Raw genomic sequence first — 26758 nt, 5'->3', positions numbered from 1 at the left:
GCAGGGAATTGCACCGGCGCCGTGGCTCTTGCGTTTAGTACCGTAGTGCCATGTATCGGTTTGTAAGGGCCCAGTTAAAGGTGACGAGGGGATGAAAAATGGATGAAGAATCGCGGACACGGAGCGGGTCCGGTGGAACGTAATCGGGGGCCGGAAGGTCTTCTTTCTGAGTGTTTGCCACTCAGGCCGCCGTTCGCGCGGCGTCAGTGTGCCCCGAAGTGTCGGAGAGAGATGTGCGTATTCTGGTCATCGAGGATAACCCGGATATTCTGGCCAACGTCATGGATTACCTTCAATTGAAGGGGTTTACGGTGGATTGTGCCCGGGACGGGGTCAGCGGATTGCACCTGGCGGTAACCCAGTCGTTCGATCTGATTCTGTTGGATATCATGCTGCCCGGCATGGACGGCTATCAGCTGTGCGAACGGCTGCGTCAGGACGCTTGCGTGACCACGCCGATCATCATGCTGACGGCGCGCGACGCCCTGGATGATCGTGTCCGGGGGTTGCGTACCGGCGCGGACGATTATCTGATCAAACCGTTCGCGCTGTCGGAACTGGTGGCCCGTATCGAAGCGGTGTTGCGCCGCTGTCATGGTGAGCTGAAGCGGCACCTGCAAGTGGCGGACCTGCATTACGATCTGGATACCCTGGAAGTCACCCGCGCCGATCAGACTTTACGTCTGAACCCGTTGGCGTTGAAGCTGCTCGCGATCCTGATGCGGAAAAGCCCGGCGGTGGTGCGCCGGGAAGCGCTGGAGGAAGCGTTGTGGGGGGAGGATCCTCCGGACAGCGATAGCTTGCGCAGCCATATCCATCAATTGCGTCAGGCCGTGGACAAACCCTTCGAGCGGGCGCTTCTTCATACCGTTCATGGTATCGGCTATCGACTCTCGGACCGCGCCGATGTCTAGCCGGCAGCCGTTCGTCCGGCGTTTGGTGATTGCTTTTACGTTGATGACACTGGTGGTCAGCGGACTGTTCTCCTTCGGCATTTTCTTCTCCGTTCATTTTGTCGAGCAGCATCTGATGTCGGAGGAAATGGATCGCAAAATGGATTCGATTCTTTCCGATGACGCGCCGGCACACTCTTCGTCGCGGCTGGACGTGAAGACCCGTTTCTACAGTGATGCCGGCGCGGGTCTGCCGGTGGCGCCCTGGATGATGACGCTGACTGCCGGCTTTCACGAGTTGGAGCGCGGCGGTGAAGCCTATTACGCCTATGTGCGTGATGAAGGTGGGCAGCGTTATTTGCTGTTGCAGGAGCAGCAGGAGTTCGAAGCCCGTGAGCAGGCATTATTCCAGGTGGTCGCGGTTGGCTTCATGCTCAGCGTGGTGGCCGCCTGCCTGCTTGGTTGGTTGCTGGCAAGAAAAGTGATGGCCCCTTTGGTGCGGCTGGCCTGGCAGGTGCGGCAGGAAGACCGCTTGCTTTCCCATTCGCCGCCCCTGGCGCTGCATTACGCGGACGATGAAATCGGACATCTGGCGGCGGCCTTTGACGCCACGCTGCGGCGCTTGCATGAATCCCTTGAGCGCGAGCGTCTGTTCACCGGGGATGTCAGTCACGAACTGCGCACGCCGCTGATGGTGATCGCCGGCAGCTGTGAATTGCTGGCGGCCCGGCCACTGGCGGAGCGGGAACGGGAACAGGTGGAACGTATCGCCCGTTCGGTGAAGGAAATGCATGGTCTGGTGGACACCTTCCTGATGCTGGCGCGTAATGATCCAAAGGACTCGGCCTTCGCCGCCGACGCCACTCTTGAGCAGGTGGTGGAAGAACAATGTGCCCGCTGGGCGCCTCAGATGCGTGCCAAGGGTCTGGATTTTCAAGTGCGATACCCGCATGGCGGGGGCTGCACCTCCAAGGCCTATAACCAGACTTTACTGGGAGCGGTTCTGGGCAACCTGCTGCGCAATGCCTGCCACTACACCGAAAACGGCGGCGTCATACTGACGCTGTCGGCGCATGGCTTCAAAGTGGAGGATAGCGGGTCCGGTATTCCCGAAGCGGAGCAGGTGACGGTTTTTCAGCCGTTCGTGCGGGGAAGCAGCGCCCGGGGTGAAGGCATGGGGCTCGGTCTTTCGCTGGTGAAACGCATCTGTGCCAGTCAGGGTTGGCGTATCTCGGTCGCCTCCCTGCCAGCGGGCGGCTGTTGTTTTCATGTGTCGTTGTCGTCGCCCTGATTTTTTCGAAAAATGCCTACTTAACGAAATTTTGACATCTCTTTGACGAGTGTTTCAGGCGGGCTTTTCTACTGTTATGGCTGATATTCCCAATGGAGTAGAGCCATGTCGGATTCCCGGCCGGTGGAACTGGAATTTTCCAGGAAGTACGACCTGCAACACGCCGAACACTATCTGAAAAAACACCAGGATGGCTGGTCTCGCCGGCTGTCCAACTGGCGCGATCAACAGCTCGCGCGGCGCGCTCTGAAACAGGCCGGCGGGCCCAGGTTGGTGCTGGACCTGCCCTGCGGCGCGGGTCGTTTCTGGGCGACTCTGGCCGAGCATCCGGGCCGGGAGATCCTGGCTGCTGACTACTCCGCCGACATGCTGGATGTGGCCCGCCGCTATCAGGGCAGTGAAAGCCAGGGAAGGGTGCGGACCTTGCAAACGTCGGCGTTCTCCATCGACCTCGATGACGCCAGTGTGGATTGCGTGTTCTGCATGCGCTTGCTCCATCATGTCGCCGACGTGGAAAACCGAACGACGATATTGCGCGAGTTTCACCGGGTCAGCCGCGATACGGTGATCCTGTCATTGTGGGTGGATGGCAACTACAAAGCGTGGCGCCGCCGCCGTCTGGAACAACGTCGCGAGCAGGGTCGCAACTACGATCGCAACTACAGCCGCAGCCATGGCCGCAACCGTTTCATCATCGCCCGGGAGCAAGTGGAGCGGGAATTCCATGACGCCGGCTTCGCCATAGTCGGTCACCAGGACTTTCTGCCGGGTTACGCCATGTGGCGAGTCTACACTCTGCGCAAGAGCGATATCGGCGGCCGGGGGCGGAGATGAGTGAATCAACCTTCCGCTACTGGTGGCAATGCCATGGGCCCTGGGTGGAGCCCGCCAACCAGCGCCGGGGTGGCGAAAGCGGTGTTCAGTACCTGCACGTCGAGGGTGATGGCGCGCCCGGCCTGTATTGCAAACGGCAAACCGGCCATTTGTATCGCTCGCTGCGGTATCCGCTGGGGCGCCCCACGGTGATCCGTGAGGCGGAGGCCTACCGGGCCTGGCAGGCTCTGGGCATTCCCTTGCCGGTGCTTCGCTACGCCGGCGCCCGGCGCGAACAGGGACAATGGCGCGCGCTATTGGTCACCGAAGCGCTGACCGGCTTCATCAGCCTGGATCAATGGTATGAGCAGGCGCCGCGCGCGGAACCGGAGCGGCATGCCATGCTCCATGATCTGGCCACTATTCTGGCGCGACTGCACACCGCCGGTTGGCAACACGGCTGCCTTTACGCCAAGCATGTGTTCGTCAATGTGGGGCATGGCCGGCCGCGGGTGGCGCTGATCGATCTGGAAAAGAGCCGCCGCCGGTTCCGGCGGGCCACCGCGTCATGGCGTGATCTGGATCAGTTCGGCCGTCACCGTGGCGCCATGCCGGAGCGGGACTGGGCCTGGTTTCTCGAGCAGTACCAGCGGGCCTGGGATTACAGCACCAAGGCGGCGGCCAGTAGAACAAGGGTTTCCACCACTTCGATCAAGGCGCCGGCGGTGTCCCCGGTGAAGCCGCCCAGCCGCTGACGGAGCAAGCGCACGGCGGCCCAGGTTATGAGCGCGCTGATCAGCACCCAGGCGGCACCGGCCAGTCCACCGAGCAGTACGGCAAGCAGGGCGGTCAGCGCCAGGGCCACGGTGACCTTGTCCCGGGGCAGGTGGTCCGCGCCGGCGCGGCCAAGGCCCTCCGGGCGGGCGTAGGGCAACAGCAGGAACAGTGAGGCGCCGGCCGCGCGGGCCAGCACCGGTGCCAACAGCAACGCCAGCGACCAGCCCAGATCCAGCAGTGTCCATAACGCCAGAGTCTTGCCCAGCAGCACCAGCACCACGGCGCATACCCCGGCGGGGCCGCTGGCCGGATCCTTCATGATGCGCAGGGTGCGCTCACGATCGCCGTAGCCGCCGAGCCAGGCGTCGGCGCTGTCCGCCAGACCGTCCAGATGCAAGGCGCCGGTGATCAGCACCCAGGCCGCCACCAACAGGATGGCCAGGGGGGCGCTTTGCCAATGCAGCCAGCCGCCGGCGGCGGCGCCGAGCCACAACAGCAGTCCGACGATCAGCCCCACAAGCGGATAACAGGCCACCGCCAGGCCCTGATCGCGGTCGTTGGGGGGGTGCTTCAACCCGCTGGGCAGGCGGGTCATCAACGCCAGGGCGGTGCGCAGCGGCGTGCTTATCATGGCGTCAGTCCGTGGCTGAGCAGGCAGCCGAGACGGCCGTGTTCGGTATCGTCCAGCCGTACCCGGCTGCGGCCAGCGTAGGGGATATAGAGGCGTGCCATGGCCCGCGCCGGGGCCAGATCCAGTACCGAAGCCAATATCATCCGGATCATGCCGCTATGGCCGACCAGCAGCACGCGCTGTCCCGATAACCGGTCAGTCCAGTGCTGCCAGGCGCCGGATACGCGGGCGTGAAATTCGGTCAGAGACTCGCCGTTGGGGGGCGGGTGGCGCTCGCCATCGGCCCAGAACGCCGCCAGCCGCTCGCCGTCACGTTGTGCCAGTTCAGTCGGGGTGAAGCCTTCCCAGTCACCGAAGTGGATTTCCTTCAGTTGCGGTTCCACGTGCAAAGGCAGGCCCTGTTCCCGCGCCACCTCCTCGGCGAAGGCGCGGCAACGCAGCAAGGGTGAGCAGAGTACCGCGTCCCAGCGCTCTTCGGCGCCGAGGGCGGCACGCATCTGCGCCCAGCCGGTGGCACTGAGCGGATCGTCCCGGTGTCCGCGATAGCGGCGTCCGCCTTCCGGTTCACCGTGGCGGATCAGGTCCACCCAGGTGGTCGTTTCCGTGTCCATCGCTACTGTCCTTTGCTGATGCCCGCGTCCTGGAACGACGCCATCTGGTTATGCAGGGCGCAGGCCTGGCGCAGCAGAGGGACCGCCGCCGCCGCGCCGCTGCCTTCGCCAAGCCGCATATTCAGTCGCAGCAGCGGATCGGCGTCCAGTGCGGCCAGGACCCGGGCGTGGCCGGGTTCGGCGGACTGATGGGCAAAGTGCAGCCATTCCGCCAGGCCTGGTTGCAGGCGCGTTGCCGCCAGCGCCGCCACCGAGGCGATGAAACCGTCCACCAGCACCGGGATCCGGGTCTGGGCGGCGGCCAGGAAGGCGCCGGCCAGGGCCGCCACCTCAAAGCCGCCGAGGGAGGCGAGCACCGGCAGTGGCTGATCCGCCTCGGCAACGGTATCGCGATGACGTTGCAAAGCCCGGTGCAGTACCGCCACCTTGTGGCGAAGGCCGTCGGCGTCGAGTCCGGTGCCGGGGCCGGCCAGTACCTCCGGCGCCAGGTCCAGCAGGGCACAGGCCACCGCGGCTGCGGCGGTGGTGTTGCCGATGCCCATCTCGCCGCCAATGAACAGCTCGGCGCCGGCCGCCCGTTGCACCGCGTCCCGCCCGGCACTCAAGGCGGCCTGCAGCTGTTCTTCGCTCATCGCCGCCGCCGTTGCCAGGTTGGCGGTGCCGGGGGCGATTTCCGCCATCACGACTCCGTCACGGGCGGGTAGCGGGTGGGCGGTTCCAAGATTGACCACTTCCAGCTCCGCGCCCAAATGGCGGGCCAGCACGCTGATGGCGGCACCGCCATTGACGAAGTTGGCGATCATCTGACCGGTCACTTCCTGGGGGAAGGCGGACACGCCTTCGGCGCAAACGCCATGATCGGCGGCGAACACCACGATGCGCACGCGGTCCACCGCCGGGCGGGGGCGTTGCTGTTGCGCGCTCAGGGTAATGGCAAGCTGTTCCAGCCGTCCCAGGGAGCCGGCGGGTTTGGTCAGGCTGGCCTGATGCTGACGGCCCTGCCGCAGAAAATCCGGGTTCAGGGAGGGGGGCGATTGTCGCCAGAAAGGGGAAGAAACGGACACGGGGTCATCCAGTGGCAAAGAGCAAAATGGTCGGCACGGCTGGGGAGGCTGTCAAGGGAAGAAGCGAATTGGGGTCCGTGGACCACTGGTGTTCCACAAAATCATGGTCTCACCCGGAAACAGGGGTACGGGAGTAACGACGCCGCCGCTGTGGGAGATTCTATGGTGCCCTGCAATGCTTAGAAGAGCTTTGCGGGGCAATATTCTTGTTGCTGCTTCATCAGGGCGAAGGCGGTGCGAGCGATCTTCCGGGCCAGGATCACCAAGGCTTGCGTGGTGTGCAGTCCCCGGTCCCGATAGCGCTGATAGAAGGCGCGCCAGACCGGGTGTCGAGACGCACTCATGGCGGCACAGTGCAGCAGTCGCCTGACCTCCGTATCTCCTTGTTTGGTCAGCTTACGCTTGCCGGTGAGTTTGCCGGAGTCACGGACCCGGACATCCAACCCCAGGAAGGCAACGAAGGCATCGCTATTGGTGAAGTCTCCTCTCAGGAAGGCCATGACCAAGGCGGTGGCGGTGATCTCGCCGACCCCGTCGATCGCGTCGCAGCGTTGGACCTGAGTCTGTAAGCCGGCGGCGCTCACCGCGCTCTTGAGCCGTTTCTGGATCAGAGAGTCAATCCGGTCCATTTTGGCGATCAGGGCACGCAGAGGGGCCTTGAGCTCCGGTTCTCCGCTCAGGCTCTGACGTAATGCCGTGCGGGCCTTAACCAAGGCGGCCCGGCGACGCAGCAGGCTCTGCAGCATCCGGTACGCCTTTGGGGGCGGGCTCCACGGGCGTAACTCGTCTTTCTCCTTGTGCAGATGGCGGGCCAGCAACTGGGCATCGGCCAGATCCGTCTTGGCCCGCCCTCCAACGCCTTTGCGGTAGTGACTGAGGCGGTAGCCGTCCACCACATAGACCCGATGCCCCTTGGCGTGCGCGCGCTCGGTGAGGTCCATGTGATAGGTGCTGGTCGCCTCAATGGCGATATCGCAGCCCTCAGGGAGGGTGGCCAGCCATTGGCGGATGGCTTGGGGCGTATTGTCGATGGTGAGGGTTTGGTTCAGGTCCTGATGGTGGATCACCAGGTTGTCTTTCGCAGCGTCGATCCCGATCTCCGGGCGGCTTGCCGGCATTGCCATGGGGCTCCCCTGTCAGCTAGGTTAAATGGGCTTGTCGGGGCGCACCGTCACGCTGGCTTGCAGAGTATCGTCGGTCTGAGTGCGCGCTCAGCCGATGGATTCCTTATCGGCGTTTGAAGGTGCGGGGTGGGGCCATATCTCCCACAGTCTGTACCCTAGGGTCAGAAGCTTGCCTGGTCCCTCCACCCCGACAAGTCTTCTCCTTCTAAGACTTGCCGGGAAACCATACAAGCTTGCTTGCAAGCGAATGTTGCAAACGTCTGAGCGCCCCCATGCGCCGCAAGTGTTGTGCCCCCCGCCTCCCACGCTAGACTTGGCGCCTCTTTTTATTGCGATGGTCTCCACAATCCATGAGCGCCTGGCTGTGCGTACTGGCTGTTTTACTGGACACCGCTTTGGGGGAACCCCGGCGCGGGCATCCGTTGGTGGTGTTCGGCGGCTGGGCCACGGCCCTGGAGCGGCGCTGGAACCGGCGGCCCGACCGGAGCGTGGGAGCCGGCTTCAAGGCGACGCTGTTGCTGGTGGGCGGGCCGGTGCTGGTGGCCGTGTTCTGCCAGTGGTGGTTGCCGCCGTTGCTGTTATGGCCGCTGCAGGTGTTGGTGCTGTGGTTGGCGATGGCGCCGCGCAGTCTGCATGAGCACGCTCTGGCGGTGGCGCGGCCACTGTCCGCCGGTGATCTGCCCGCCGCCCGTGCCGCCGTGGGACAATTGGTGAGCCGCGACACCGCCGCCCTGGATGAAACCGGCGTCGCCACCGCCGCCACCGAGTCGGTGCTGGAAAACGGTGCCGACGCCGTGTTCGCCAGCCTGTTCTGGTTTCTGCTGGCGGGTCTGCCTGGCGTGGTGGCCCATCGCGCCGCCAACACCCTGGACGCCATGTGGGGGTATCGCACCGAACGTTACGAGTATTTCGGCAAAGCCGCGGCCCGTCTGGACGACGTGCTCAACTGGGTGCCGGCGCGACTCACCGCGTTGAGCTACGCGCTGTGTGGACGCACGCGGTTGGCGCTGTCCTGTTGGCGCCGGCAAGCCGGGCAGTGGTCGAGTCCCAATGCCGGCCCGGTGATGGCCGCTGGCGCTGGGGCGCTGGGCGTATCGCTTGGCGGCGGCGCGCCCTATCACGGCCAATGGCGGCAACGGCCCGTGCTGGGTGCCGGCCCGGCGGCGGAGGCGGCGACCATCAAGGCGTCGCTGCGGTTGCTGCGCAGAGCTCTTGGGCTGTGGTTGCTGGTGGCGGTGACCGGAAGTGTGTTGCTGTCGGTGGGGAGCCCATGAGCCGGGACTGGGAACGCGATCACGGCGGCCGCCGCCGGGCGGCGGCCCGGCTTTGGCGGCGCCCGGAGGCGGACTGGCTGGATCTGTCCACCGGCATTAATCCGAACGGTTGGCCAGTGCCGCCGCTGCCGCCGGAGGTGTGGCAACGGTTACCTGAGCCGGCACCGGAACTGGCGGATCTGGCCCGCCAATGGGTGGGCGCGCCGTCGACGGCGACCTGTCTGGCGGTGCCGGGCAGCCAGGCGGCGATTCAGCAACTGCCGTTGTTGCGCGCGCCTGGCCGGGTCGGCGTGCCGGTGCCGGGTTATGGCGAGCATGCCTTGTGCTGGCGGCGGGCCGGTCATCAGGTGCGCGGTCTCGGCAGCGGGCAGGTAGAGGCGGCGCTGGACCAGTTGGATGTGCTGGTCTGGATCAATCCCAATAACCCCAGCGGTGAGCGGTTGCCGCCGGAGCGGCTGCTGGCCTGGTGCCGGCGGCTGGCCGATCGCGGTGGCTGGCTGGTGGTGGATGAAGCCTTTCTGGATGAGCCGGCGCTGAGCGTCGCCACCGACACCGGGACGCCGGGACTGGTGGTGCTGCGCTCTCTGGGCAAGGTGTTCGGGCTGGCGGGCGTCCGTGCCGGTTGGGTTTTCGCCGAAGCAGCGTTGCTGGAACGGCTGGCGCGGACGCTGGGCCCCTGGAGCCTGAGCGGCCCGGCCCAGGCGGTGATGGCGGGCGCCCTGGCGGACCACGCTTGGCAACGCGAAAACCGGACAGAGCGGCGGCGGGCGGCGCGGCGCTTGGCCACGCTGCTGGAACGGGCGGGGCTTGCCGTGGCCGGCGGCACGGATCTGTTCCTTTACTGCCCCCATTCACGCGCCACGGTACTGGCCGATGCGCTGGCCCGGCAAGGCATTCTGGTGCGGGACTTCGTTGAACCGCCGGCCCTGCGCATCGGCCTGCCACCGGACGAGGCCGGCGCCTGGAAACGGCTGGAGCAGGCTCTGGCCGCGCCGGCGGTGCGGGAAATCATTGACCCGGCGCGGCCGGATTGATAGTTTCGCGCCACTTTCGGGTGCCCGGGAGCCTGCCAGGCTACGGGTTAAACGGGAAGTCGGTGAATCTTGGGTTGCGAGCAGCCCCCAACGGTGAATCCGGCACTGCCCCCGCAACGGTGATTGAGTACACCGCGATCCGCGACCGGTCCGGCGCCGGCCGCCACCACTGTGCTTAGGGAGCCTCTGAATAAGTATTACGACGCCTCTGGCCTTCAGGACGGGCCGCCCTGAAGGCCCCGAAGGGCAAGGCCTGGAAGGCACGCTGGCGGCGTTGGGCCGCTTGCCAAGGACGACGGCCATTGGCGGCGCGACCCGTCTTGCCAACGCGCCTTCCAGGCCTTGCAGAGACGCAGTAATACTTATTCAGAGGCTCCTTGGCATGGGAAGGTGATCGCGGCGGAAGGATGTTCCACCTTCCACCTCATCAGTCCGGATACCGGCCCGAAGGGGAGAGGCTTGCCTCTCCGCCAGGCGTCGCGGTGGGCGGCCGCCGGGTGATGCGAGGGCGTTTCCCGCGCCTGCTTTCGTGGCTTGCCTCCGCCGCCTCTCCCGGATGTCCCGCCGTGACACGACACCATTCGCCGTGCGGGTGAGCACGGCCAGGGGAAATTCGTGCCATGTCCAGATTCAAACTGACTCCGGTGGCCGCCGCCGTTATCGGCCTGTGCGCCACCGCCTCCCACGCCGGGGAAAACCCAACCGATCCCATACTGCTGGCGCAACTGTCGTTGCCGGATGTGAAGCCCCATGAGAATCGGCTCGATCCGGTGGTGGTGACGCCCAGCATGACCACGCAAACCGCCCGCGCCAGTCTCACGCCGGTAGCGGTGATCGACGAACAAACGCTGCGTGAGCAGCAACCGCTGGAAATGGCGGACATTCTGCGCGCTCAGCCCGGTTTGGATATCATCGGCAACGGCGCTTTCGGCAAGAACACCAGCGTCTACATGCGTGGCACCGGCGGCAGCTCCACCTTGCTGTTGCTCGACGGTGTGCGCATCCGCCCCGCCACGGGCGGCACCCCATCCTGGCAGTTCCTGCCGCCATCAATGATCGACCGGGTGGAAGTCGTGCGCGGTCCGCGGGGCAGTCTCTACGGTTCCGACGCGGTGGGCGGCGTGGTTCAGGTATTCACCCCGGACGGGCATGGTGAGCCCGGTGCCTGGCTGGAGCTGGGCGGCGGCAGCTTCAATAGCCGTTCCATCGGTGGCGGTGCCGCCGGCGAGAAGGACGGTACCCGCTACAGCATGGCGGTGAACCGCTTCGATACCGACGGCACCCGTCTGCGCCGGCATGGTGATGATCGCGGTTACGACAATACCTCCGGCATCGTCAAACTGAGCCATCGGTTCGGCGAGCGGGCGGAAATCGGCGTGCTGGGATTCCGCGCCGAGGGTAACACCGAGTTCGAGCCCGGCACGGCCGCCAACCGGGAAGACACGGATTATCTGATTCAGGTGGGCGCCCTGCGTGGTGAATTGCTGGTGTCCGACGATTGGCTGATGCAGTTGCAGGTCAGTGAGGCGCGGGATGAAAACGAGAATTTCACCGACGGTGATCTGACCAGTACCTTCAACACCAAGACCCAGGCCGTCAATCTGAAGAACCACTTCGCGGTGAACGATTACGTGGAACTGATCGTCGGTGGCGAGTACTTGCGCGACGATATCGAAAGCACCACGCAATACAGTCTGGACAATCGTGAGAACAAGGCAGCCTTCGCCCAACTGATGACCACCTTTGGTGATCTCGATGCGCAGGCCAGCGTGCGCTATGACGATAACGAAGCCTTTGGCCACAAGAGCACGGGCGGTGTGGCCCTCGGTTACGCGCTGAACCCGCATCATCGCCTTCGTGTCAGTTACGGAACCGCCTTCCGGGCGCCGACCTTCAACGAACTGTACTACCCCGGTTTCGGTAATCCGGACCTGTCGCCGGAAAAATCCGAAAACAAGGAGGTCGGCATTCGCGGGCAGTACGGCCGTGGCTTCTGGGACCTGTCGGTATTCCAGAATGATGTGGAGGATCTGATCGCTTCGGAACTTCGGGACGGTAAGTATTTGCCCTACAACGTCAATGAAGCGCGCATTCGCGGCGCCGAACTGCAAACCGGTCTGGATTTGGACCAATGGCGCCTGGCCATGGCGGTAACGGTGCTGGATCCCAAGGATGAGGAAACCGATGAGCTGTTGCAGCGTCGAAACCGCAAGAGCGTGCGTTTCGATGTGGACCGGGATTTCGGCTCCGTGTCACTGGGCGGCAGCGCGGTGTTCCAGGATCACCGTTACAACGATGCCGCCGCCACCCAGCGCTTGCCGGGCTATGGCTTGCTGGACCTGCGCGCCAGCTGGCGCTTCGCTCCGGACTGGACCACCCGGGTCTCGGTGAAGAACGTGTTCGATAAGGAATACGCCACGGCGCGGAATTACTCCGGCTGGCATTATCTCAACGCCGGGCGCACCGTGTTCGTCAGCGTGCGCTACGATATCCGTTGATCGCAATGGGAGAATGTTATGGTGGCCAGAATGGGGCAATGGATGGTATCGACGGTACTGATCGCGTTGTTGCCCCTGGCCGCCATGGCGGCACCCCGTTGTGTCGAGGATGACGCCGGCCGTGAAGTCTGCCTGGAACAGCCCGCGCAACGTATCGTGGCGCTGTCGCCGGGCGCGGTGGAGCTGCTGTTTTCCGCCGGTGCCGGTGAGCAGGTGGTGGGCGCGGTGAGCTTCAGCGACGAGCCGCCGGCGGCGCGCAAAGTGCCCCGGGTGGGCAGCTATAAACGGCTGGACCTGGAAGCGATCCTGGCGCTCAAGCCGGATCTGGTGATCGCCTGGCGCAGCGGTAATCCGGCCGCTCAGATCGAACAGCTGGAACGGCTCGGCCTCACTGTCTATTACAGCGAACCAGTCCGCTTCGAAATGATCGGCGGCACTCTGGAACGGTTCGCCAGACTGGCCGGTACCGAGCCGGTGGGTAAGCCGGTGGCGGAACAGTTCCGCGCTGGTATCAAGGCGCTGCGCCAACGCCACGGCGACGCCAAGCCGGTCACCGTGTTCTATCAGGTATGGGAAGAACCGTTGATGACGGTGAACGACCGGCACCTGATCAGCGAAGCCATCCGTCTGTGCGGCGGCGTCAATGTGTTCGGCGGGTTGCCGGCGTTGACGCCGCGCATCGGCCGTGAAGCGGTGCTGGGCGCGGACCCGGAGGTGATCATCGCCGGCGGCATGGGCGAGGATAACCCGGCCTGGCTCGATCCCTGGCGCGAGTTCGGTTCGCTCACCGCGGTGCGTCGCGACAACCTGTTCTTCGTTCCGCCTTCCACCTTGCAAAGGCCCACGCCGCGCATGCTGGAAGGCACCCGCCGACTGTGCAAGCACCTGGAGCAGGCCCGTGCCCGGCGTTGACGCGCCGGCGCGTGCTTACCCCTGGACCGCGCTGTGGGTTCTGGTGCTGGCGGGTGTGCTGGCCATGGCCCTGGCGGTGGCGGTGGGCAGCGTGCCGCTGGGCGCCGCCGATCTGTGGGCGGTATTCACCGGCGGCGGCAACGAACTGCAGCGGGATCTGATCTGGTCGCTGCGTGCTCCCCGGGCGTTGGCGGCGTTCGCCACCGGTGGTTTGCTGGCTCTGGCCGGCGCTCTGATGCAGGTGCTGTTGCGCAATCCGCTGGCTGATCCTTACGTGCTCGGATTGTCCGGTGGCGCCGCCGTCGGCGCGCTTGGCGCCATGCTGCTGGGCGCGGGAGCGGTGCTGGTATCCGGTTCCGCTTTCGCCGGAGCCCTGCTCTCCACGTTGCTGGTATTCGGCCTGGCCCGGGGCGGTGGCAGTTGGACTCCGACCCGGTTGCTGCTTACCGGCGTGGTGGTGGCGGCGGGGTGGAGCGCGGTGATCAGCTTTCTGCTTACCATGAGCCCGGCGGAGCGTTTGCCCGGCATGCTGTATTGGCTGATGGGGGATCTCTCTCACGCCGGCGCCCCGGGTTGGGCCTGGTTGGTACTGGTGGTCGCGGTGGCGGCCATGTTGCCGTTGGGGCGCCCTCTCAATGTGCTGGCGCGCGGGCCGCTGCAAGCGGCGGCTCTGGGCGTCGCGGTGCGGCCGCTGGAGACCTCCGTGTACGTGCTGGCCAGCCTGGTCACCGCGGTGGCGGTGACCACCGCCGGCAGCGTCGGCTTCGTCGGCCTGATCGTGCCTCATTTACTGCGTTTGGTGCTGGGTAATGATCAGCGCCTGATTCTGCCCGCCAGCGCCCTGGCCGGCGGCATCTTACTGACGCTGGCGGATACCCTGGCCCGTATCCTGTTGGCGCCGCAACAGTTGCCCGTGGGTGTGATCACGGCGCTGCTGGGGGTGCCGGTGTTCCTGTTCCTGCTGTACCGGAGCCGATGATGAGCGCGCTGGAAACTCGCGAGTTGATCATCGATGTGCCCGGGCGGGTATCCGGACGGGCGCTGAGTCTGCGTATCGAACCAGGGCAGCGCTGGGGCATTCTCGGCCCCAATGGCGCCGGCAAGACTACTTTGCTGCATACCCTGGCGGGCTTGCGCGCGCCGCGCTCCGGGCAGGTGCTGCTGGATGGCAAACCACTGTCTCAATGGCGCCGCCGTCAGGTCGCGCAGCGGCTGGCGGTGGTGTTTCAGGAACGGCAGGACGGTTTCCCCGCCACCGTTCTGGAGACCGCGCTGATCGGCCGACATCCGTTCCTGCCGCCGTGGCGCATGGAAACCGCGGCGGATCTGGAACGGGCCCGGGACGCTTTGCGGCAACTGGATTTGAGCCACCTGGAGCCACGGCTGGTCAGTACCCTGTCTGGCGGCGAGCGTCAGCGTCTGGCCCTGGCCACGGCCCTGGCCCAACAGCCGGCCCTATGGCTGGCGGACGAACCCACCAATCACCTCGACCTGCATCATCAGGTGGCGGTGATGCGGTTGTTGGAACAGCAATCGCAACAGGGCGCGGGCCTGTGTCTGTGCCTGCATGATCTGAACCTGGCCGCGCGCTGGTGTGACCGGGTCCTGCTGCTCTATCCCGACGGTGAGCTGTGCCATGGGCCCGCCGATGCCATGCTGATACCGGAGGCGTTGGAGAAGCTCTACCGGCAACGGCTTATGGTTACCGAAATAAACGGCACCCGGGTATTCCTGCCGGGGTGACTCTCTTACATAAGGACCGCCTTTCATGACACAAGCGGTTTCCCGAGTGGAGGGCTGCGCGCCCGCCGCTCTGATCAGCGCACCCGGATCGGGGCAGGGCAAGTCCCTGATCACCGCCGGCCTGGCGCGCCTGCACCGCAACGCCGGCCGCCGTGTGCGGGTATTCAAGTTTGGCCCGGATTATCTCGATCCGATGATCCTGGCCCGCGCCAGCGGCGCACCGGTGTATCAATTGCAGCCGTGGATGACTGGCGAAGCGGAGTGCCGCTGGCGCCTCGCCGAGGCCGCCCGTGACGCGGACCTGGTGCTGGTGGAGGGGGCCATGGGCCTGTTCGATGGCTCGCCCTCCAGTGCTGATCTGGCAGTGCTGTGTGGCTTGCCAGTAATTCCGGTAATCGATGCGTCGGGCATGGCGCAGACCTTTGCCGCACTCGCCCAGGGCTTGTCGGATTACCGGCCGGAACTGCGAGTTCGGCAACTGATCGCCAACCGCGTGGGCAGCCCGCGCCACGGTGAGATGCTGGCCGAAGCGTTGCCGCCGTCGTTGTCGCTGCTGGGCGCGGTGCCTCGCCACCCGGACCTGGCGTTGCCGGAGCGGCATCTGGGGCTGGTGCAGGCGGAGGAATTGATCGACCTGGACCGGCGCCTGGATGCGGTGGCGGCGGTGCTGGCGGAGGCGGGCCTGGACCGGTTGCCGGAGGCGGTGACGTTGAGCGCGAATTGTCCGGCGCCGCCGCCGGCGCTGTTGGCCGGCCGTCGCATCGCGGTGGCCAGGGACGCCGCCTTCGGCTTTCTCTATCAGGCCAACCTGGATCTGCTCACCGCCATGGGCGCCGAGCTGTGTTTTTTCTCACCGTTGAATGACCGGACGTTGCCGGAGGCGGAAGCGCTCTGGTTGCCCGGCGGCTACCCGGAGCAGCATGGCGGCGCGTTATCGTCGAATCTGGCCATGCGGGCGTCGATCCGCGACCACCATCGACAAGGCAAGCCGATCCTGGCGGAATGCGGCGGGCTGATGTATTGCATGGAGACATTGGTGGACAACAAGGGCCGGCGCCACGCCATGCTTGGCCTGCTGCCCGGCGCGGCGCGGATGATGGAACGCCTGCAGGGGCTTGGCATGCACGCCTTGTCATTGCCACGGGGGCAGCTGCGTGGGCATACCTTCCACTACTCCAGGTTGGAAACGCCACGCGTGCCGGATCAGCATAGTGAAAAACAAAGCGGCACCGGCGGTGAGCCGGTGTTCCATCAAGGCAATCTGACCGCCAGTTACTTTCACGGCTATTTTCCGTCGGCGCCGGAAGCGGTGGCGGCGTTGTTTGTTGGAGATAAAGACCATGCGTGAAGACGCCAAAACCCCGCAACGCCATGCCGAGCGCATGGCGAAAAAACAGAAAATCATGCAGGAACGGATCGCCCGTGCGCGGAACAGCCAAGGCGTGCTGTTGGTGCTGACCGGTCCCGGCAAAGGCAAAAGCAGTTCCGCTTTCGGTATGGCGGCGCGTGCTCTGGGCCATGACATGAAAGTCGGCGTGGTGCAGTTCATCAAGGGAGCGTTCAAAACCGGCGAGGAGCGCTTTTTCCGCGCGCAGCCGTTGGTGGATTACCACGTCATGGGTGAAGGCTACACCTGGGATACCCAGGACCGCGAACGTGATGTGGCCGCCGCCGAAGCCGCCTGGGCCGAGGCGCGCCGTATGCTGCGCGACCCGGACTACAAACTGGTGGTGCTGGACGAATTGAACATCGCCCTGCGCTACGAGTATCTGGATCTGGACGCGGTGCTGGATGACCTGCAGGACCGCCCGGAAATGCAACACGTGGTGGTCACCGGCCGTTACGCACCGAAGCCATTGATCGAACTGGCCGACACCGTCACCGAGATGAAAGTGGTGAAGCACGCGTTCAAGGATCTGGGGGTGAAGGCGCAGAAAGGAATAGAGCTTTAAAGGCAGTGAATAGTTAACAGTGAACAGTGAAAATCAGAGCGCGCCTTTCCGTGTGACCGGCGGCTCGGTGACATTAATGGTGCAGGGCACGACGTCGGATGCCGGAAAAAGTACGGTGGTGGCGGCGTTGTGCCGGTGGCTGGCGCGGCAGGGTGTGGCGGTGGCGCCGTTCAAGCCGCAGAACATGGCGCTGAACAGCGCGGTGACCGACGATGGTGGCGAGATCGGGCGCTCCACGGCGTTACAGGCGCTGGCCTGTGGCCTCGCGCCGCACAGTGACATGAACCCGGTATTGCTCAAACCGCAGACCGACCGTGGTGCCCAGGTGATCGTGCGCGGGCAGGTGCTCGGCAACATGGACGCCATTGCCTATCACGATTACAAAAACACCGCCCGCGAGGCGGTGCTGGCGGCGTGGCGTGATCTGTCCGCGCGTTACCCGGTGATTATCGCCGAAGGCGCCGGCAGTCCGGCGGAGATCAATCTGCGTGAGAACGATATCGCCAATATGGGCTTTGCCGAAGCGGTGGATTGCCCGGTGATTCTGGTGGCGGACATTGACCGGGGCGGTGTCTTCGCGCAGTTGGTGGGTACGTTGGAGCTGCTCTGTGAAAGTGAACGCAACCGGGTAGTGGGTTTCGTCATCAATCGCTTTCGCGGCGATCCGGCTCTCCTGCAAAGCGGCCTGGACTGGCTGGAGCAACGCACTGGCAAACCGGTGCTCGGCGTGCTGCCTTATCTGCATGGCCTGTTGTTGGACGCGGAAGACGCGGTGGCCGATGCCGGTGAGCATGACGGTGAGGCGCTGAACGTGGTGGTGCCGGTCTTTCCTCGCATCAGCAATCACAATGATCTGGATCCGCTGCGCCTGCATCCTGGTATTGCCTTGCACCTGATCGGACCGGGACAAACGCCGCCGCCGGCTGACTGGGTGATCCTGCCTGGCAGCAAACACACCCGCGCCGATCTTCAATGGTTGCGGGAGCAAGGCTGGGAGCCTTATTTACAGCGTCATTTACGTTACGGCGGGCGACTGCTGGGCATCTGCGGCGGCTTCCAGATGCTGGGCAGGGCGATACACGATCCGGACGGTATTGAGGGACAGCCCGGCAGCAGTGATGGACTGGGGCTGCTGGATATGGAAACCACTCTGGTGGCTGGCAAGCAGCTGCGGCAGGTGGTGGCGCGTTTGCTGCCCGGTGGTGAAGCCGTTACCGGCTATGAGATTCACAATGGCGTCACCCGCGGGCCGGCGCTGCAACGGCCGCTGTTCGATGTGGGCGGACGCCTGGACGGTGCGGTCAGTGACGACGGCCAGGTGATGGGCGGCTACCTGCATGGCCTGTTTGATCGGGCCGGGGCCTGTGATGCCCTGTTGAAACCCTCCCAAGCCGCGGCGGTGGACTACCAGCAACATCGTCAGACCGATCTGGATCGTCTGGCCGACAGTGTTGAACAGCACTTGGACCTCACTTCGTTACGGCATTATTTGCAGGATTTTGTGCCGACTTAATGGACCATGGTACGGATAAGTGGCGCTTTGGTTGTTTGGGCGTCGGAATGTTTGCTCACAAGAATAGTTCTCATTACCATCGCATGGTGCAAAAGGCGGTGACCCGCCACGGCATAACAACACCATGCCAAAGGGGAAGGGCATGATCCGAGGGGCTCCTGGAGGCCTTAAACAGGCTCTTGTTGGGGTCCGATGAATCGAGGAACCGGGAATTCGGTTCGTCGGTTTGCGATCTGTTATCGGGAACGATTTTTCATGACGAACAAAACAATCCTGCCGGTGCTGGTGTCGGTCTTGGCGCCGTTGTCCGGATGGGCGGAAGAGACCGGCGCGAACGAACTGGACCAGGTTGTGGTCAGCGCCACTCGCCAGAGTATGGCGGCCAGCGAACTGGCCCATGCGGTGACTGTTATTGAGCGTGAGGAGCTGGAAACCCAGTGGCGCACCGCCGCTAACCTTGGCGAAGTGCTGGCGAAAACGGTGCCGGGCATGGCCCCGGCCAGCCAGACGCTGACCAATTTCAACCAGACCTTGCGGGGCAGAAACCTGCTGGTTCTGATCGACGGCATTCCACAGAACACCAGCCGGAACATCAGCCGTGATCTGATGAACATCGATCCCGCCAACATTGAGCGAATTGAGGTGCTGCGAGGCGGCAGTGCTGTGTATGGCAGCGGCGCCGCCGGTGGCGTGGTCAACATCATCACCCGCCGCAACCGTTCCCAAGCGGTCACCAAACTGGAATTGCAAAGTGCCTTGTCCAAGGTCACCGGGGATGGTCTGGGGTACCGGGGAGAGCAATCCGTCGGGGGCGCCCGGGGCGATCTGGACTATGGCGCTAACCTGGCGTGGGAAGAGCAAGGCGCTTTCTATGACGGGAACGGGCGCCGCATCGCGCCCGAGCCGAGCCAGGGGGACATGTCGGACACCGGAACCTGGAGTCTGGGTGGCAAGCTCAATTGGCATCTGCCGACGGGCACGCTGACATTGTCGGGCAGTCACCTGGACGCGAAGCAGGATACCGATTACGCCTCCGACCCGGCGGTCGATGATGTCCCCCCCGGCGAGGCCCGTGCAAAAGCAATATCCGGGCTGCACCTGAATGAACAGAACCGGACCCGCAACAGCCTGTTGAATCTGGCCTGGCACGCGGGCGACACCCGTGTTGGCGCGGTGGATGCCCAGCTCTACTATCGCGACTATCATGCCCGTTTCACGCCGTTCGACGCGCGCGGAATTCCCTCTTGGGGCGCCTTGGTCCAAACCTATCTGGACAGTGAAAGTTATGGCGGTCGCCTCACCGTCAACACCGATTTGAGCGAGACCGCTTTACTCCGCTGGGGGCTGGATAGCGGGCGGGAAAAAACCGAAATGCCGGTGACCACCTACGACGGTAGCGCTTACGACAATAGTGGCGGGTTGGTCTATATCGATACCGGTGATCGTCTTTTCATGCCGCCGGTGACCCAGGACACCGTCGCCGTGTTTGCCCAACTGGAACATAACTTCAGTGATCAACTGCGTGGCGAAGCCGGTGTCCGGTACGAGTACGCGGAGGCGTCCTTCAATGACTTCACCACTCTGGGAGAGGGGAATCAGATCGAGGGCGGGGAAGTGGATTTTGATGACGTCCTGTTCAACGCCGGTCTCATCTATGCACTGAACGACACGGTGGATGTCTACGCCAATTATTCCCAAGGCTTCGAATTGCCTGATCTGGGCTTGCAGTTACGCATCGCGCCGTCCGATTTCGATGTTGGCGATTCCCAGCTGGAACCGATCAAGACGGATAACTATGAAGTGGGCGCGCGAGGCTATTGGGGTGCCACCCAGGCCAGTCTGGCACTGTTCTACAACACATCGGATCTTGGTCCGGTAGTGATTCAGGACTTTGCCTTTGCCCAGCGCCGCGCCAAGGAACGGATCCACGGCGTTGAAGCCACGATGGACCATCAACTGAACGCGCAATGGCGGCTGGGTGGCCTGTTGAGCTGGATGGAAGGGGAAAGCTATGACAGGGCCGACAGAAAATGGAAGGCACTGAACGGGTATCGTATTCCTCCCTTGCAGTTGAACGTCTACGTTGAATACGCTTCCGGACGTCATTGGTCTCACCGGCTGCAGGCGAACTACAGCGGCTCCCGGGATGATGCCTTCGACGATGAAGTGGGCTTTGGCAGTCGTAAAGTGGACAGCTACTCCACCGTCGATTACAGCACCCGTTACCAGCAGGGACGGCACAGCGTGGATCTCGGCGTGGAAAATCTGTTCAACGAAGATTACTACCACGTTTATGGTCAGTTGCTGCGTAACGGCAGAAACACCAGCCATATTCCCGCCCGGGGCATCACCGCCAAGATCGGATACCAGTATCAATGGTGAGGCGGCCGGCGCGGCAAGCCCGCGCCGTCGTCAACTTCCTGCTTTCGTAAACCGGGACAGGGCGGCTCTTCCCCAGCGCCGCTATCCCCGGTTTTTCTCACACTGTATCGGCAAGCCGGGCATCGGCTGCCTAGCTTGTCTTTTCTCTTTTCATGTAATATTGTTTGTTGCATGAAGAGAGACAGCAGATTATCAGGTGTGCTCCACGTGCTTCTGCACATGGCGGAAATGGAAGGGCCGGTTACCTCCGAGGCCCTGGCCGGGATCATGCAGACCAATCCGGTTGTGATCCGTCGCACTCTTGCCGGGCTGCGCGAGCAGGGGCTGGTGACCTCGGTCAAAGGGCACGGGGGCGGTTGGCGTCTGTGCTGCGATTTCGACACCGTCACTCTGCATGACATCTATGTGGCACTGGGCGAGCCGGCGGTGTTCGCCATGGGCAACCGTACCGAATCGCCTGGCTGCCTGGTGGAAAAAGCGGTCAACGCTCACATGAACGACGCGTTCCAACAGGCCGAAGCGGTACTGATGGCGCGCCTGCGTGATGTGACCCTGGCGGATCTGAGCCGGGATTTTCATCGTGGCCTGCAACGGCGGGACCACTCTCACTGTTCCTCCTGACCGCGGCTACGTTCGCCGGAGGCTGTTATGTTTGACGTCATTATTATCGGCGGCAGCTATGCCGGCATGTCCGCGGCGCTGCCGCTGGTGCGTGCTCGCCGCAAGGTGCTGGTGATCGACAGCGGATTGCGGCGTAACCGCTTCGCCGATGCTGCCCACGGCGTTCTGGCCCAGGATGGGCGCCCGCCGGGGGAGATCGCCGCTGAAGGGAAGCGGCAGTTAATGCTCTATCCGGATCTCACCTGGCGTGATGGCGAAGCTGTATCGGCAAGCCGGCTTGATGACGGGTTTGCCGTGGGCACCGCCGATGGCGACCGGTTCTCCGGCCGCTTCCTGATCCTCGCCACCGGCGTTTCCGACACCTTGCCCGACGTTCCGGGATTGAAGGAACGTTGGGGACGTTCGGTGTTTCACTGCCCTTACTGCCACGGCTACGAATTGAACCGGGGTGCGCTCGGGGTGCTAGCCAGTGGGCCTATATCGCTGCATCAGGCGCAATTGATTCCGCAGTGGGGGCCCACCACGTTTTTCACCAATGGCGTGTTGACCCTGGACCAGGAGCAGCAACAGGATCTGGCGAAGCGGGGCGTTACCGTGGAAGCCAAACCGGTGATCTCGGTGTCCGGTGAGCGGGCCACGGTAGAGCTGGCCGATGGGCGGGCGATCGAGCTGGCGGGCCTGTTCGTGGCCTCCGAGGTGGCGCCGGCCGGTTCGCTGGCGGAACAACTGGGATGCAAACTGGACGAAACGCCCATTGGGACCGTCGTCGATACCGACGACTTCAAGGCGACGTCGATCCCCGGCATCTTCGCCTGTGGCGACACGGCCCGCGCCGCCGGCAACGTTACCCTGGCGATGGCGGACGGCACCATGGCGGCCATGGGGGCGCACCGGGCTTTGCTATTCGGTTTGCCGGCAAGCGGCTGACACCACCGTGGTAGGCAGCCGTGCTGGCGAATCCTTTGCTCTGGAGCCGATTCGCCAGCGGGGCTGGTTCTTGCGGCGGCTAGGTCGTCTGGTTTGCGGGACGCGGCCGGCTCACTACTCCACGAAAGCACGTTCGATCACATAGTCACCGGGTTGTCCCTGATGGGGAGACGCCTGAAAACCACGGGCGTCCAGCATCCTGGTCAGTTCATCCAGCATTGCCGGGCTGCCGCACAGCATGACGCGGTCGGTTTCCGGATTCAGCGCCGGCAGGCCGAGGTCCTCGGTGAGTTTGCCGCTTTCGATCAGGGTGGTGATCCGCCCCCGGTTGCGGAACGGCTCCCGGGTCACGGTAGGATAATAGGCCAGTTTTTCACGAATGCACTCGCCAAGAAATTCGTGTGCGGGTAGCGCCTGGTGAATGTAATCGTGATAAGCCAGTTCGCTCACATAACGGACCCCGTGGACCAGGATGATGTTGTCGAAACGGTCATAAATCTCAGGATCCTTGATGATGCTCATGAAGGGCGCCAGACCGGTACCGGTGCCGAGCAGGAACAGATTCTTACCCGGATTCAGGTCGTGTACCACCAGGGTGCCGACGGGTTTGCGGCTGACGATCAGCGCGTCTCCTTCCTTCAAATGCTGAAGCCGTGAGGTCAACGGACCATCTGGTACCTTGATGCTGAGAAACTCCAGATGTTCTTCATGGTTGGCGCTGGCGATGCTATAGGCGCGCATCAGTGGCTTGCCGTCCAGCTCCAGGCCGATCATGACGAAGTGGCCATTCTCGAAGCGCAGGGCCTGATCGCGAGTGGTGCGAAAGCTGAACAGGGTGTCGTTCCAATGGTGCACACTCAGCACGTTCTCTTTACCAATGGCAGCCATGTCTATCCTCCAATAACAGGCAAAGTTGAATTCGACCCTCTTTGGGGAAGGTTAAAAGCGTGCGCGCCGTAATGTCGGCGACGGCGTTCGCTGGTTGGTGTCACGCTGGCGCCTCCACGTTGTTTCCGAGGCGGTGAAGATCGTCGAGACGGTAAAGATAGTTCCAGGGAAAACGGCCGCGGTCGTGGCCGTCGGAGAAGGTCAATTGCAGGGCGCCGAGGTCGGCCATGGCCACGTTTCGGATCGTAATGTCGCCGTCGACCCGGTCAGTGCCGCGCCGCCGGGCCGCCTCGCAGTGGGCGCAGCGACAGGCTCGGCGCAGAGAGGTGCTGGCGAGGCGGGAAATCCCGCCATTTTCCCAGATCAGCTCCAGAGTGCGCCCGCCATTGCGGAGGTGGATTTCCTCCGGGGCGTTGAGATCGGTGTGGTGTGTCATTATCGTTTCTGGCTCCGGGTTGGTTTTTGCCTGGGATAACCTGTCATGACAAGTTGTCGCGCACTCAGCGTTGCAGGTACTGAAGCTTGTTGCCCTTGCCCTCCCAGGCTTCGGCGTCGGGCAGGGGCTCCGACGCTTCGGCCAGTACCGGCCAGACCTTGGCCAGCTCCGCATTCAGTGCCACGAACATCTCCTGCCCTTCGGGCAGCTCGTTGTCCGCATAGATGGCGCCGGCGGGACATTCCGGTACACACAGCGCGCAATCGATACAGACCTGCGGATCGATTACCAGGAAGTTTTCTCCTTCGTGGAAGCAGTCCACCGGGCACACTTCCACGCAGTCGGTGTATTTGCAGCGTATGCAGTTCTCGGTCACCACGAATGTCATCGTCGTCTCCTTGCAGGCGATGGCCGTTGGTCAGGCGGCGCTCAACTTCGACTGCGCCCAACGGGCCAGCTTGCGAACGTCCGGGTCCGGGTCATCCAGAGCGGTTTGAATATAGGGTCGGCATTGTTCGTGAGCGATGGCGCCGAGCGCGCCGATGGCGGCCTTGCGCAGATTGCTCATGGCATCGCGGCTGCACTCGCCCAGTGCCGGAATGCCTTCTACCCGGCCCAGCTTGCCGATGGCGTCGGCGGCCTTTTCACGCACCTGCCAGGTGTTATCCCGGGTGGCTTCGATGAGCAGAGACAGACTGTCCTGATGATTGAGTTTGCCAATGCTGTTCATCGCTTCGGCACGCACCTGCCAGTGCGGATCGCCAACCACGTATTGGAGCGCTTCGGCCACCGAGGTCGGCTCGGCATAAACCAGCGCGCCGACGGCGGCACGGCGTACCTCGGCATCATCGTCGTCGCGGGCACGATTGATCAGTGCCGGGAGATTGCGTTCCTCCTTGAGCCAGCCGAGTAACCCCACGGCTTCACGGCGGACAGCGGGATCGGCGGCATTCAGACGAGCCAATGCCGGCTCGCGGGCGGCAGGTTCACGCAACGGCTTCAGCGCTCGCAGAATACCCGCCACCACGAACGGGTCGCGGCTTTCTTCCAGGGCGGCCATCAGCGGTTTGGCCGCGGCCGGGTCCTTGAGATCCGAGAGCGCATGGGCGGCGGCGTTGCGCACCACCTCGTCGCTGTCGTTGAGCGCGGCGATCAGTGCGTCGGCCATATCCTCGGATTCAAATTCATCGACTACCTTGGCGGCCTCCTGCCGCACTTGCGGGTCGGGGTCCCGGAGTGCCTGGATCAGCAGCGTCACCGCCTCTGGCTCCGGGCAGTCAACCAGGTCCAACACCGCCACGCGGCGCAGGCCGGGATCCGGCGAGGCCAGGCGTTCGGCCAGTTCCTGCAGTTCGGGATCGTCAAACGCGTTCATGGGCACCTCAGCGCAGCAAGTAGGGGATGTTCACGGTGACCGCGTCGGTCGGGCAGTCCGCTTCGCAAGGCATGCAGTACCAGCACTCGTCGTACTTCATGTGGGCCTTGCCGGTGCTCTCGTCGATCCAGAGCACATCCAGAGGGCAGACGTCGATGCACACGGTGCAGCCTTTATCGGCGATGCATTTATCCGCATCGACGGTAACGGGCACGGCGCTATGATGATGGGCGATAGGCATGGGAATCTCCTCGTCGGAATCAAGCGTTGGCGGCTTTCTTCACGCGCAACTGGTTGTAGGCGTCCTTGTCGTCGCCGAGTGAAACGATGTACGGGGCGATCGGACGGGTTCCACTGGCCATGGCGCCGGAATCGTCCTTGTACAGACGGCTGTGACAGAACCACTGTTGCTCGTCGGTTTCGGGGAAGTCCACGCGATAGTGGTACAGGCCCCAGCGCGACTCGGTGCGGTAGAGTGAGGCGCGGGCGGCCATCTCGGCGCAATCGACGATGGAGTGCACTTCCATGGCGCGCATCAGCTCGTGGGCGTCGCCGGCCTTGAGCAAAGGCAGGTCGGCACGGACCGATAGAATTCGTTCCAAACCGATCTCCATGCGGCGGCTGACCTTCGGCGGTTGCAGGTAGTCGTTGACCAGACGCCGGACTTTGTACTCCATCTGTTCCGGAGGGATGCCGTCGGCTCGCTCCAATGGCGCACGAAGGCGGATCAGCTCCTCCTCGATCAGCGTTTTGTCCAGTTCAAATTCGCTACGCCGCTGTGCGAAGTCCGCGGCGCTTTCTCCGCAGATCTGGCCATACACAAAAGCACCCAGCATGTAGTTGTGCGGCACCGATGCCATGTCGCCGGCGGCGTACAGCCCTGGCACGGTGGTGGCGCCGGTCTCATCCACCCAGACGCCGGAGGCGGAGTGGCCGCTGCAGAAGCCGATCTCGGAAATGTGCATCTCGACCATGCGTTTGCGGTAGTCGACATGACGGCCGTCATGGAAGCGGCCGCGGCTGGGACGCTCATTGGTGTGCAGGACCGTTTCGATTTCCTGGATTGTTTCCTCGGCGAGGTGATCGAGTTTCAGAAACACCGGTCCCTTGCCGGATTCCAGTTCCTTGAAGAACTCCAGCATCATCTGCCCGGACCAGTAGTCGCATTCAATGAAACGTTCGCCGAAGGCATTGGAGGTGAAGCCGCCGAGCGGTCCGGTGACATAGGCGCAGGCCGGCCCGTTATAGTCCTTCAGCAACGGGTTGACCTGATAGCATTCGAGATTGGCCAAGTCGGCGCCGGCGTGATAGGCCATGGCGTGGCCGTCGCCAGAGTTGGCCGGGTTTTCATAGGTGCCGAACAGGTAGCCGGAATGTGGCAACCCAATGCGACCGGCCGCGCCGGTGGCCATCACCACGGCCTTGGCGCGGATGATGATGGGCTCGGCGGTGCGGGTATTGATGCCGATCATGCCGGAAACATTGCCCGAGGTGTCCTTGAGCAACCGGGTGGCCTGATAGCGGTTTTCCACTTTGACCCGGTGGCGGCGCAAGCGCCGGTAGAGAATTTTCTTGACGTTGTGGCCTTCCGGCATTGGCAGGACATAGGTGCCGAGGTGATGCACCTTTTTCATGTCGTAGTCACCGGTTTCGTCTTTCTGGAAATGAACGCCCCAGGAATCTAGCTTTTCGATCATCGGGTAGGACCGCTGGGCATACGCCATCAGCGCCGGCTGGTGGACGATGCCGTCGTTGGCGATGGTGATCTCCCGGACATACTGTTCCGGAGTGGCGTGACCGGGGACTATGGCGTTGTTCAAACCGTCCATGCCCATGGAGATGGCACCGGAGCGTTTTACGTTGGCTTTCTCCAGCAAGGTCACGTCGAGGTCTGGGTAACGTTCCTTGGCCGTCACCGCGGCCATTGGACCGGCGGTGCCGCCGCCGATCACCAGCACATCGGTATCGATGATGGCTACGTCGTCGAAGTTCATGTTTC

The 26758-nt window shown here is 63.6% G+C and carries 25 protein-coding genes, 1 pseudogene and 1 riboswitch; of the genes and pseudogenes, 16 read left to right on the top strand and 10 right to left on the bottom strand.

What is annotated here, in order from left to right; translation table 11 throughout:
- The first annotated feature begins 233 nt into the window (after nt 1-233).
- From RYH70_RS19425 to RYH70_RS19410, 4 genes are all read left to right on the top strand, one after another.
- Nucleotides 234-914: a response regulator transcription factor gene (locus tag RYH70_RS19425; RefSeq protein WP_022994797.1), complete on the top strand. Its 681-nt coding sequence runs from the start codon at nt 234-236 to the stop codon at nt 912-914.
- Nucleotides 907-2184, top strand: a complete 1278-nt coding sequence (locus RYH70_RS19420) for a sensor histidine kinase (RefSeq protein WP_317009541.1) — start codon at nt 907-909, stop codon at nt 2182-2184. The genes RYH70_RS19425 and RYH70_RS19420 overlap by 8 nt, the downstream gene beginning before the upstream one ends.
- A gap of 105 nt (nt 2185-2289) precedes the next feature.
- Nucleotides 2290-3018: a class I SAM-dependent methyltransferase gene (locus RYH70_RS19415; protein ID WP_317009540.1), complete on the top strand. Its 729-nt coding sequence runs from the start codon at nt 2290-2292 to the stop codon at nt 3016-3018.
- Nucleotides 3015-3752, top strand: a complete 738-nt coding sequence (locus RYH70_RS19410; RefSeq protein WP_284455396.1) for a lipopolysaccharide kinase InaA family protein — start codon at nt 3015-3017, stop codon at nt 3750-3752. Before RYH70_RS19415 ends, RYH70_RS19410 begins: the two co-directional genes overlap by 4 nt.
- Here RYH70_RS19410 and RYH70_RS19405 read toward each other — a convergent pair.
- From RYH70_RS19405 to RYH70_RS19390, 4 genes are all read right to left on the bottom strand, one after another.
- Complete coding sequence (locus RYH70_RS19405) at nt 3659-4405, bottom strand: adenosylcobinamide-GDP ribazoletransferase (protein WP_026948289.1); 747 nt, start codon at nt 4403-4405, stop codon at nt 3659-3661. The genes RYH70_RS19410 and RYH70_RS19405 overlap by 94 nt on opposite strands.
- Nucleotides 4402-5016, bottom strand: coding sequence for a histidine phosphatase family protein (locus RYH70_RS19400; RefSeq protein WP_026948288.1), 615 nt, complete (start codon nt 5014-5016; stop codon nt 4402-4404). Before RYH70_RS19400 ends, RYH70_RS19405 begins: the two co-directional genes overlap by 4 nt.
- Nucleotides 5017-5018: 2 nt before the next feature.
- Entirely contained in the window at nt 5019-6080 is a 1062-nt protein-coding gene (cobT, locus tag RYH70_RS19395; protein WP_317009539.1) for a nicotinate-nucleotide--dimethylbenzimidazole phosphoribosyltransferase, read from the bottom strand.
- A gap of 179 nt (nt 6081-6259) precedes the next feature.
- A complete protein-coding gene (locus RYH70_RS19390) occupies nt 6260-7204 on the bottom strand; it encodes a transposase (RefSeq protein WP_317009538.1) in 945 nt (314 codons plus the stop codon).
- Nucleotides 7205-7554: 350 nt separating this feature from the next.
- On the opposite strand from RYH70_RS19390, the gene cbiB reads away from it, so the two are divergent.
- The 12 genes and pseudogenes from cbiB to RYH70_RS19330 all read left to right on the top strand — a co-directional run bounded on the left by cbiB (nt 7555) and on the right by RYH70_RS19330 (nt 22060).
- Nucleotides 7555-8478: an adenosylcobinamide-phosphate synthase CbiB gene (gene cbiB, locus RYH70_RS19385; RefSeq protein ID WP_317009537.1), complete on the top strand. Its 924-nt coding sequence runs from the start codon at nt 7555-7557 to the stop codon at nt 8476-8478.
- Nucleotides 8475-9512 (top strand): threonine-phosphate decarboxylase CobD, encoded by a 1038-nt coding sequence (cobD, locus tag RYH70_RS19380; protein WP_317009536.1) that lies wholly within the window; start codon nt 8475-8477, stop codon nt 9510-9512. The genes cbiB and cobD overlap by 4 nt, the downstream gene beginning before the upstream one ends.
- Nucleotides 9513-9974: riboswitch (cobalamin riboswitch) on the top strand.
- A 158-nt stretch (nt 9975-10132) separates the two neighbouring features.
- Nucleotides 10133-12010, top strand: a complete 1878-nt coding sequence (locus RYH70_RS19375) for a TonB-dependent receptor domain-containing protein (protein WP_317009535.1) — start codon at nt 10133-10135, stop codon at nt 12008-12010.
- 42 nt (nt 12011-12052) lie between these two features.
- The gene (locus RYH70_RS19370; RefSeq protein ID WP_026948283.1) at nt 12053-12922 is read left to right on the top strand and encodes a cobalamin-binding protein; all 870 of its coding nucleotides are present in this window, start codon (nt 12053-12055) and stop codon (nt 12920-12922) included.
- Complete coding sequence (locus RYH70_RS19365; RefSeq protein WP_022994808.1) at nt 12909-13901, top strand: FecCD family ABC transporter permease; 993 nt, start codon at nt 12909-12911, stop codon at nt 13899-13901. The genes RYH70_RS19370 and RYH70_RS19365 overlap by 14 nt, the downstream gene beginning before the upstream one ends.
- Nucleotides 13898-14413, top strand: a pseudogene (locus tag RYH70_RS19360) (ABC transporter ATP-binding protein); the annotation flags it as partial. The gene RYH70_RS19365 and the pseudogene RYH70_RS19360, both read left to right, overlap by 4 nt.
- Nucleotides 14414-14690: 277 nt before the next feature.
- Nucleotides 14691-16013: a cobyrinate a,c-diamide synthase gene (locus RYH70_RS19355; RefSeq protein WP_055100435.1), complete on the top strand. Its 1323-nt coding sequence runs from the start codon at nt 14691-14693 to the stop codon at nt 16011-16013.
- On the top strand, nt 16006-16617 hold the full coding sequence (gene cobO, locus RYH70_RS19350; protein WP_022994811.1) for a cob(I)yrinic acid a,c-diamide adenosyltransferase: 612 nt from the start codon (nt 16006-16008) through the stop codon (nt 16615-16617). Before RYH70_RS19355 ends, cobO begins: the two co-directional genes overlap by 8 nt.
- A 76-nt stretch (nt 16618-16693) precedes the next feature.
- On the top strand, nt 16694-18130 hold the full coding sequence (locus RYH70_RS19345; RefSeq protein WP_116027909.1) for a cobyric acid synthase: 1437 nt from the start codon (nt 16694-16696) through the stop codon (nt 18128-18130).
- Nucleotides 18131-18385: 255 nt separating this feature from the next.
- Nucleotides 18386-20512, top strand: coding sequence for a TonB-dependent receptor (locus tag RYH70_RS19340; protein WP_022994813.1), 2127 nt, complete (start codon nt 18386-18388; stop codon nt 20510-20512).
- A gap of 171 nt (nt 20513-20683) precedes the next feature.
- On the top strand, nt 20684-21133 hold the full coding sequence (locus RYH70_RS19335; protein WP_031228234.1) for an Rrf2 family transcriptional regulator: 450 nt from the start codon (nt 20684-20686) through the stop codon (nt 21131-21133).
- Between the two features lie 27 nt (nt 21134-21160).
- The gene (locus RYH70_RS19330) at nt 21161-22060 is read left to right on the top strand and encodes an NAD(P)/FAD-dependent oxidoreductase (RefSeq protein WP_284455398.1); all 900 of its coding nucleotides are present in this window, start codon (nt 21161-21163) and stop codon (nt 22058-22060) included.
- 114 nt (nt 22061-22174) lie between these two features.
- On the opposite strand, the gene RYH70_RS19325 is transcribed toward RYH70_RS19330, so the two are convergent.
- The 6 genes from RYH70_RS19325 to RYH70_RS19300 form a co-directional block, all read right to left on the bottom strand.
- Nucleotides 22175-22948 carry a ferredoxin--NADP reductase gene (locus tag RYH70_RS19325; RefSeq protein WP_284455399.1) on the bottom strand — a complete coding sequence of 258 codons (774 nt, stop codon included), beginning with the start codon at nt 22946-22948 and terminating at the stop codon, nt 22175-22177.
- Nucleotides 22949-23048: 100 nt separating this feature from the next.
- A complete protein-coding gene (locus tag RYH70_RS19320) occupies nt 23049-23384 on the bottom strand; it encodes a DUF971 domain-containing protein (RefSeq protein ID WP_317009534.1) in 336 nt (111 codons plus the stop codon).
- A gap of 64 nt (nt 23385-23448) precedes the next feature.
- Entirely contained in the window at nt 23449-23772 is a 324-nt protein-coding gene (fdxA, locus tag RYH70_RS19315) for a ferredoxin FdxA (protein ID WP_317009533.1), read from the bottom strand.
- A gap of 30 nt (nt 23773-23802) precedes the next feature.
- Nucleotides 23803-24759, bottom strand: coding sequence for a HEAT repeat domain-containing protein (locus RYH70_RS19310; protein WP_317009532.1), 957 nt, complete (start codon nt 24757-24759; stop codon nt 23803-23805).
- 7 nt (nt 24760-24766) lie between these two features.
- Nucleotides 24767-25000, bottom strand: coding sequence for a 4Fe-4S dicluster domain-containing protein (locus tag RYH70_RS19305; RefSeq protein ID WP_014996441.1), 234 nt, complete (start codon nt 24998-25000; stop codon nt 24767-24769).
- 19 nt (nt 25001-25019) lie between these two features.
- Nucleotides 25020-26753 carry a fumarate reductase/succinate dehydrogenase flavoprotein subunit gene (locus tag RYH70_RS19300; protein ID WP_317009531.1) on the bottom strand — a complete coding sequence of 578 codons (1734 nt, stop codon included), beginning with the start codon at nt 26751-26753 and terminating at the stop codon, nt 25020-25022.
- Nucleotides 26754-26758 lie beyond the last annotated feature (5 nt).

The organism is Alloalcanivorax xenomutans (assembly GCF_032810065.1).
GTDB classification, from domain to species: Bacteria; Pseudomonadota; Gammaproteobacteria; order Pseudomonadales; family Alcanivoracaceae; genus Alloalcanivorax; species Alloalcanivorax xenomutans.
Note: the sequence above shows the minus strand (reverse complement) of the source record. Positions and strands in the feature narration are given on the sequence as shown.

Excerpts from the sequence above, each read along its gene's own strand:
- RYH70_RS19320 (WP_317009534.1), bottom strand. The coding sequence starts at position 23,384 with ATGACACACCACACCGATCTCAACGCCCCGGAGGAAATCCACCTCCGC.
- RYH70_RS19400 (WP_026948288.1), bottom strand. The coding sequence starts at position 5,016 with ATGGACACGGAAACGACCACCTGGGTGGACCTGATCCGCCACGGTGAA.
- cbiB (WP_317009537.1), top strand. The coding sequence starts at position 7,555 with ATGAGCGCCTGGCTGTGCGTACTGGCTGTTTTACTGGACACCGCTTTG.
- RYH70_RS19330 (WP_284455398.1), top strand. The coding sequence starts at position 21,161 with ATGTTTGACGTCATTATTATCGGCGGCAGCTATGCCGGCATGTCCGCG.
- RYH70_RS19370 (WP_026948283.1), top strand. The coding sequence starts at position 12,053 with ATGGTATCGACGGTACTGATCGCGTTGTTGCCCCTGGCCGCCATGGCG.
- RYH70_RS19415 (WP_317009540.1), top strand. The coding sequence starts at position 2,290 with ATGTCGGATTCCCGGCCGGTGGAACTGGAATTTTCCAGGAAGTACGAC.
- RYH70_RS19375 (WP_317009535.1), top strand. The coding sequence starts at position 10,133 with ATGTCCAGATTCAAACTGACTCCGGTGGCCGCCGCCGTTATCGGCCTG.
- RYH70_RS19405 (WP_026948289.1), bottom strand. The coding sequence starts at position 4,405 with ATGATAAGCACGCCGCTGCGCACCGCCCTGGCGTTGATGACCCGCCTG.
- RYH70_RS19420 (WP_317009541.1), top strand. The coding sequence starts at position 907 with ATGTCTAGCCGGCAGCCGTTCGTCCGGCGTTTGGTGATTGCTTTTACG.
- RYH70_RS19305 (WP_014996441.1), bottom strand. The coding sequence starts at position 25,000 with ATGCCTATCGCCCATCATCATAGCGCCGTGCCCGTTACCGTCGATGCG.
- RYH70_RS19390 (WP_317009538.1), bottom strand. The coding sequence starts at position 7,204 with ATGGCAATGCCGGCAAGCCGCCCGGAGATCGGGATCGACGCTGCGAAA.
- RYH70_RS19410 (WP_284455396.1), top strand. The coding sequence starts at position 3,015 with ATGAGTGAATCAACCTTCCGCTACTGGTGGCAATGCCATGGGCCCTGG.
- RYH70_RS19335 (WP_031228234.1), top strand. The coding sequence starts at position 20,684 with ATGAAGAGAGACAGCAGATTATCAGGTGTGCTCCACGTGCTTCTGCAC.
- RYH70_RS19300 (WP_317009531.1), bottom strand. The coding sequence starts at position 26,753 with ATGAACTTCGACGACGTAGCCATCATCGATACCGATGTGCTGGTGATC.
- RYH70_RS19340 (WP_022994813.1), top strand. The coding sequence starts at position 18,386 with ATGACGAACAAAACAATCCTGCCGGTGCTGGTGTCGGTCTTGGCGCCG.
- cobO (WP_022994811.1), top strand. The coding sequence starts at position 16,006 with ATGCGTGAAGACGCCAAAACCCCGCAACGCCATGCCGAGCGCATGGCG.
- fdxA (WP_317009533.1), bottom strand. The coding sequence starts at position 23,772 with ATGACATTCGTGGTGACCGAGAACTGCATACGCTGCAAATACACCGAC.
- cobD (WP_317009536.1), top strand. The coding sequence starts at position 8,475 with ATGAGCCGGGACTGGGAACGCGATCACGGCGGCCGCCGCCGGGCGGCG.
- RYH70_RS19325 (WP_284455399.1), bottom strand. The coding sequence starts at position 22,948 with ATGGCTGCCATTGGTAAAGAGAACGTGCTGAGTGTGCACCATTGGAAC.
- RYH70_RS19310 (WP_317009532.1), bottom strand. The coding sequence starts at position 24,759 with ATGAACGCGTTTGACGATCCCGAACTGCAGGAACTGGCCGAACGCCTG.
- RYH70_RS19355 (WP_055100435.1), top strand. The coding sequence starts at position 14,691 with ATGACACAAGCGGTTTCCCGAGTGGAGGGCTGCGCGCCCGCCGCTCTG.
- RYH70_RS19345 (WP_116027909.1), top strand. The coding sequence starts at position 16,694 with ATGGTGCAGGGCACGACGTCGGATGCCGGAAAAAGTACGGTGGTGGCG.